At 36.4% G+C, this 6,112-nt stretch carries 6 protein-coding genes; 3 read left to right on the forward strand and 3 right to left on the reverse strand.

Annotated elements, in window-relative coordinates; all coding sequences use genetic code 11:
- Positions 1-30 precede the first annotated feature (30 nt).
- A complete protein-coding gene (gene trxC, locus ACK2M2_RS03535) occupies positions 31-462 on the reverse strand; it encodes a thioredoxin TrxC (protein ID WP_419346136.1) in 432 nt (143 codons plus the stop codon).
- The gene (locus ACK2M2_RS03540) at positions 459-1,358 is read right to left on the reverse strand and encodes an alpha/beta hydrolase (protein WP_419346137.1); all 900 of its coding nucleotides are present in this window, start codon (positions 1,356-1,358) and stop codon (positions 459-461) included. Before ACK2M2_RS03540 ends, trxC begins: the two co-directional genes overlap by 4 nt.
- 123 nt (positions 1,359-1,481) lie before the next feature.
- On the opposite strand from ACK2M2_RS03540, the gene ACK2M2_RS03545 reads away from it, so the two are divergent.
- Both ACK2M2_RS03545 and ACK2M2_RS03550 read left to right on the forward strand, forming a co-directional pair.
- A complete protein-coding gene (locus tag ACK2M2_RS03545; RefSeq protein ID WP_409510213.1) occupies positions 1,482-1,817 on the forward strand; it encodes a TIGR01244 family sulfur transferase in 336 nt (111 codons plus the stop codon).
- Complete coding sequence (locus ACK2M2_RS03550) at positions 1,810-2,229, forward strand: beta-lactamase hydrolase domain-containing protein (RefSeq protein WP_419346138.1); 420 nt, start codon at positions 1,810-1,812, stop codon at positions 2,227-2,229. The genes ACK2M2_RS03545 and ACK2M2_RS03550 overlap by 8 nt, the downstream gene beginning before the upstream one ends.
- Positions 2,230-2,384: 155 nt before the next feature.
- Here the strand turns inward: ACK2M2_RS03550 and ACK2M2_RS03555 are convergent, their stop codons facing one another.
- A complete protein-coding gene (locus ACK2M2_RS03555) occupies positions 2,385-4,412 on the reverse strand; it encodes an Ig-like domain-containing protein (RefSeq protein ID WP_409510211.1) in 2,028 nt (675 codons plus the stop codon).
- Positions 4,413-4,559: 147 nt separating this feature from the next.
- On the opposite strand from ACK2M2_RS03555, the gene ACK2M2_RS03560 reads away from it, so the two are divergent.
- On the forward strand, positions 4,560-5,939 hold the full coding sequence (locus ACK2M2_RS03560; protein WP_419346139.1) for a dihydrolipoyl dehydrogenase: 1,380 nt from the start codon (positions 4,560-4,562) through the stop codon (positions 5,937-5,939).
- The last annotated feature ends 173 nt before the right edge of the window (positions 5,940-6,112 follow it).

The raw sequence follows: 6,112 nt of genomic DNA on the forward strand, positions 1-6,112 counted from the left end.
AGAATCTGACACAATAACTCCAAGCCGGTCTTAATGAGAGGCATTCAATTGTTGATCTAACCATTCTTGTAATTGGTTAGCACGTAACGCACCACTTATTCTAGCAACTTCAGTCGTTTTATTCATTAAAACCAATGTTGGAATACTACGAATATTAAAAGCACCACTCAAACGTGGATTAGCCTCTGTATCAATTTTAGCAAAAACCACATTCGGATTATGCTTAGCAACTTCAGCAAAATGCGGTCCCATCATTTTACATGGACCACACCACTCTGCCCATAAATCAATAATGACAGGTAAATCGCTGTTACTAATGAAATGACTAAAATTTTGCTCATTTAGCTCAATCGGTGCTAATGGGATCAGGGCTTGATGACAATGTCCACAGGTTGGACTTGATGCAATTTTATCTTCAGGGATACGATTTTTGGCACCACAAGAAGGACATACAATAATCATCTGCTTACTCCAGTTTGCTGATCTAAAAATTCTAATTGGGTCAAAATTGATTTTTCCAACCATTGCCCATGATAAATATCAAAGTGATTCATCTTCCATTCATGATACTCCACAAAAGGTGCCATATTTGTTGCAGCTTCACGACTTGCTTCGATGGGGATAAAACTATCTTGCTGCGCAGCAATCATTAGTATCGGAATATTGATCTGCCTAACTAACTGAATCGGTCGATAGCGTAGTAATTTAAACAAAACTCGAGCAGGGACTTCACCACTCCAAAAATAATCAGGATGTACAATCGACATAAAGCCATTGAAACTTTGCTTAGTTGGAATACAACATAAATCATAGGGATGTACGACAGGTAAACTCACAGGCTTCAGTCCGATTTTACTCCCCATATAGTCTTGACTCGAAAGCTTTAAGGCTTTAGCAAGATGTTGAAGTGGGTAAACCTTGGCACTTGCAGCACCATCGACATATGGCACTTGAGCAATTACAGCACAGACGCTTTTTGTTTCCTCGGCAAGATTCAGTACGTAGCCACCACTGAGTGACGTTCCCCATAAAATCACTTGTTTATGATGAAGTTGTTTTTTAGTTGTTACTGCTGTGATCACCGCACGCCAGTCATCAAGCTGTCGACCAAGAGAAATCAACTCCCTTGGTTGTCCAGTACTGCCTCCCCAATAACGATAATCAAAAAGGACAACAGCATAACCAGCTTGTGCAAAACGCTTTGCAAAATGAATTAACTTAAACTGCCTGAGTGCGGCAAATCCATGCGCCATGAGAATAACAGCATGACTTTTCATCTGTTTCGGTTGGTAAACATCTGCAGCAATCACATCATTTCCGCTGTCGATATAAAGTGGCTCTACCGTATAATCATACATACGCACTCCATGCATTATTTTTTGTCTATTTTCAGTTGTGATTGCCTAGCCTGTTCTATGTAATTCAAGGCATAGTGTTATGATATAGAGATAATTGTTTTATGCATACTTTGGAGTGATGAAATGAGCGAACAAGTCGGTTTTGCAGGTCAAATTGGTCCTGAACATATTTCTCAAGTGGTTGAAAAAGGCTTTAAATCGGTTATTAATAATCGTCCTGACATGGAAGGTGGACCTGAACAACCAACGAGTGCAGAACTTGAAACAACCGCTCGTGCAGCAGGTTTAGATTATGTGTATCAACCTGTTATTGCTGGTCAGATCAGTGAAGTTGATGTACGCACATTTGCCAATCATTTCAATGAGCTTCCAAAACCTATTTTAATGTTTTGCCGTTCAGGAAATCGCTCAAATAACTTATACCAACTAGCGAAACAAATGGATCTATTAGATGACTAAGCATCTGACTCAATGCTTACTTTGTCTTAGTCTATTTAACACTGTACCTATATTTGCAAATGTCGATGAAAGTACCGCACTCACAACAAAAGTGAGTGTATCGGGACAAATGACGGATGAAAAATTTAATCGTTTACTGTCACAAGGGTTTAAGTCCGTGATTGTCAACCGCCCTGATGATGAGGCGGGTAATTTGGTTACAGCCCATCAATTGCGTAATATTGCTGAACAATCACATATTAGTTTAATTTATCAACCTGTGATTTCAGGACGAGTTCAGCAACAAGATGTGGTTGAATTTGCAAAATATTACAATAGCTTACCGAAACCTATTTTAATGATTTGTAAAAGTGGTTCAAGATCAACAACATTATTCAATCAAGCAAAAAATGCAGGTCTACTCCATGAATAAGTTAATTTTAGTGATGTTTAGTATTGTTCTTTTGAGTGCGTGTAGCAGTATGAATGTACGTCCAACCGTAGGTGTTAGTATGGGTACGGCACTTTAAGCCTTGAGTATTACCAAAAAAAACAGCGCCGAAGCGCTGTTTTTTAATACAACTCAACTTATTTATAATTTAAACACGTTGTAATATCTGTGCCATATGGACTTTCCATATCAGGACGCCATTTACCATCTATATCATCTACATCATCTGCTGCAACTGGTGGCATAAAGGATAATGCTGTCTTGTTATCTTTCGTTGAAACAATTGTGGAAGCAGTCAAATTAACACGTAACCAACTCGAGTAATTTCGATTATACCTAACTTTAAAATCAAACTTCCCTTGAGAATCGGTCACAAAGCTTCCTGTTGTACCCAATATTGAATTATCTGCCGCTAAAATAGAAACAGGATTTGGGAATTCATTACTCGGACATTCAACATAAGTTACTACTGGCTTTGAAATACCATTAACATAAGTCATATAATCGCGAGACCATTGAAGCGAACTTAACCAAGCCCAAGAACCACTGCCATCCTGACCGTAATTATAATCACGTACCCACTTGAACTGCCCTTTTAAGAAACTATTTAGGCCAAGTGAAATACTAATTTTTTGATTTGCAATTGGATTACCAGCTGTATCTACAACAGAGGCTGAAAACTCTTTATAATAATAAGTATTATCACCTGTAACTTTTATAATTTCATGGTTTTGAGCGACTGTAATAAATGCCGACTGTGTTGAAACTGTTAATAATAAGTTTTCAGAATATACAGGGGCTGGTGCTGAAGAATTGCTTGCGATTGCTTGAATTTCAACGCCATCACCAAGAGTTTGTGCAGAACCAGCAGTATAAATTACGGTTGCACGGCCCGCTGAATCTGTCATTGCAGATGGTTGAGAAATTCTACCATTAGAAGAAGTATCTTTTAAAACAGTAAAATTTACTTTGGTGTTTGGAATAGGAGTGCCATTTGCATCTTTTACAAGCGCAATTACCTTAGTACTTGCACCTGGTGCTAAAACACTTGCCTCAGACTGAATAGATACTGTTTTTGGTGCACCAGCACTAATTTGTTGTGAAATATAAACAATATCATTACCAAATTGAGCTGAAACTGTTGCTACAGCAGCAATTGAACCTTTTAAAGTCGTTGTAGCATCACCAACCCATTTACCACTTTCTTGACGAATATTGGTAATCGTAGAAGATGGAGTAATAGTACCATTGGTTGTTTCAAAACTTACCGTTTTACCTATAAGCTCTGCCTGAGTTGCTGCTGTAACTTTAACTATAATATTTTTACTAATCCCCACACCAACTGGACTAGAGTCAGATACAGTTTGAATAACATTATTCGCAATGTTCGCAGCTAAAGTAACACCTCCTGCACTCAACAAATTAGAAACTGACAAATTTTTACCATCAACAGTAATCTTACCTAGTAACTCAAGTTTCTGATTCGGAGAGTTTCGTACTTTATCATAAGGAACTTTAAAAGTTGCACTACCATCTTGACCAGTTGTAACAGCAGAATATACTTCTGCGCCTGTCGCATCAACTAATGATGCTTTTGCTCCAACAAGAGCTTTACCTGCTGCATCTACAGCCTTAACAGTTACTGCTGCATTTTGTCCTTCTTCAAGAAGATTTACATCAGAAGAAATATCAACTACCGTACCATTCACAGGAATAACTATTTCTTGCTTAACCGTACCAGATGTAACAATTACAGTTATGGTTCGGTTCATTTTATAATTAAGATTTGCACTCACCAACCCAAGATTAGTTGTAACGATACCATTTTCATCACTGACTAAAGCTGTAGGGGTACTCAAACTCGCACCTGCATTTTGAGCATCAACAATTTCTACTTTTATATTCGACTTCGGTATAATACCGCCACTTTTATCAAGTGTACGAATTGTAAGAACTAAGCTATCCTCAGTACCCGCATTTAAACTACTTTTACTTTGACCAATTGATAAGAGTTCAGCAACCACAGCATCTGTTGAACCTGGATTTTGATTTCCACCTGTATTATTATCTTGACCAAAATAACCATCACTTCCCCCACCACCACAACTAGCTAAAACGGTGGATACTGCTATAGCAGATAATTTTAACGCTAATTTTTTTTTCATAAAAATTCCCAAACAGCTATGCTCGTTCCCAATAAATTTGTTTTAATGAAGTTTGTAAAATATCTGCTATGTAACCACAGTTCGTATGCTGTGTAAATATTCAACATAAAACTGTTTAAAAAATGTTTCTAAATTATGGATTAAATTATGTATGACATCATTATTGTTGGTGCAGGCACAGCAGGAATAGCGGCCTATAAAGAGGCCATCAAAAAAACAGATAATATTTTAATTATTAATGATGGGGATTGGGATACGACCTGTGCACGAGTCGGATGTATGCCAAGTAAAATCCTTATTTCTGTAGCAAATCGAATGCATGATATTCAGCATGCCGATAATTTATCTTTAATCACAGAAAGTCAAATCGACACATCAGCAGTAATGCAACATGTCCAAAAACTGCGTGATCGTTTTACAAAAGCAACATTAAAAGATGTCAACTCATGGAATCCTAAACATCGCATTTCAGGTAAAGCAACATTTATTGATCCAAATACTATTCAAGTAAATAATAAAAAATATCAAGCAAAAAGTTTTATACTCGCTGTAGGAACAACACCTATTTTTGATCAACAAGTAAAAGATGAAATTGCAAATAAACTCATTACATCAGATCAAATCTTTGAGTTACCACAACTCCCTAAATCGATTGCAGTTATTGGCAGTGGCGTGATTGCCCTAGAATTAGCTCAAGCACTTACACGCCTCAATGTTGAAACAACAATATTTGCACGTAGCCGAAAAGTTGGCTCATTAACAAGCCCTCAATTACAAAAACTAGCTCAAGAAGAACTATCAAAAGAGTTAAATATCAAATTTGAAATTCTACCCGATTCAATTAAAAAATCAGGTGATACCATTAATATTCAATATCTCCAAAATGATATAAATGAAAATATTACTGTTGAGTATGTATTAGCTGCGACAGGACGACAAAGTAATTTAAATACATTGAATCTTAAGAATATTGATGAAAAATTTATAGACTTAAAGCAACTCCCTATCAATGCTCAAAATAAACAGCTTGCTAACTACCCTATATTTGTGGTCGGTGATGCCTATACAGCTACACCTATTCAACATGAAGCAGCAAATGAAGGCCGTTTAGCTGTTTATAATTGTCTTAATTATCCAAATATTCAATCACTTAAAACTTTAACACCGCTTGGCATATTATTCAGTCAGCCACAAATGGCAACTGTTGGACAAAGTAATAAGCAACTCTTAAATGACAATATTGATTTTATTACAGGTTTTGTTTCTTATGAAAAACAAGGTAGAGCTATAGTCAGTGCTACAAATCAAGGTGCTGTTGAAATTTACGTAGATAAATTTTCATGCAAACTTCTTGGTGCCGAATTATTTGTAGATGCTGCTGAACATTTAGCTCATTTATTATCATGGATCATTTCAGAAGACCTTACCATTGATGAAATTTTACAAAAACCTTTTTATCATCCGACACTTGAAGAAGGTCTTCGGACAGCCCTTAAACATGCTAGACGCCAATTAAATGCCATTTAATTTCTTTCAATAATAACAAAAGCAGATCCTTTGCTCTTCTTTTTATTTTCCTATTAATTTTTATTAATCACTATTATTTTTTTCTTTTATTAATCAGCAATAAAAAACACCCTCTGTCTTATGACAGAGGGTGTTTTAGATTTAAAAGCTGGCGATGACTTACTCTCACATGG

It is taken from the genome of Acinetobacter sp. TY1, assembly GCF_048551395.1.
Lineage (GTDB): Bacteria > Pseudomonadota > Gammaproteobacteria > Pseudomonadales > Moraxellaceae > Acinetobacter.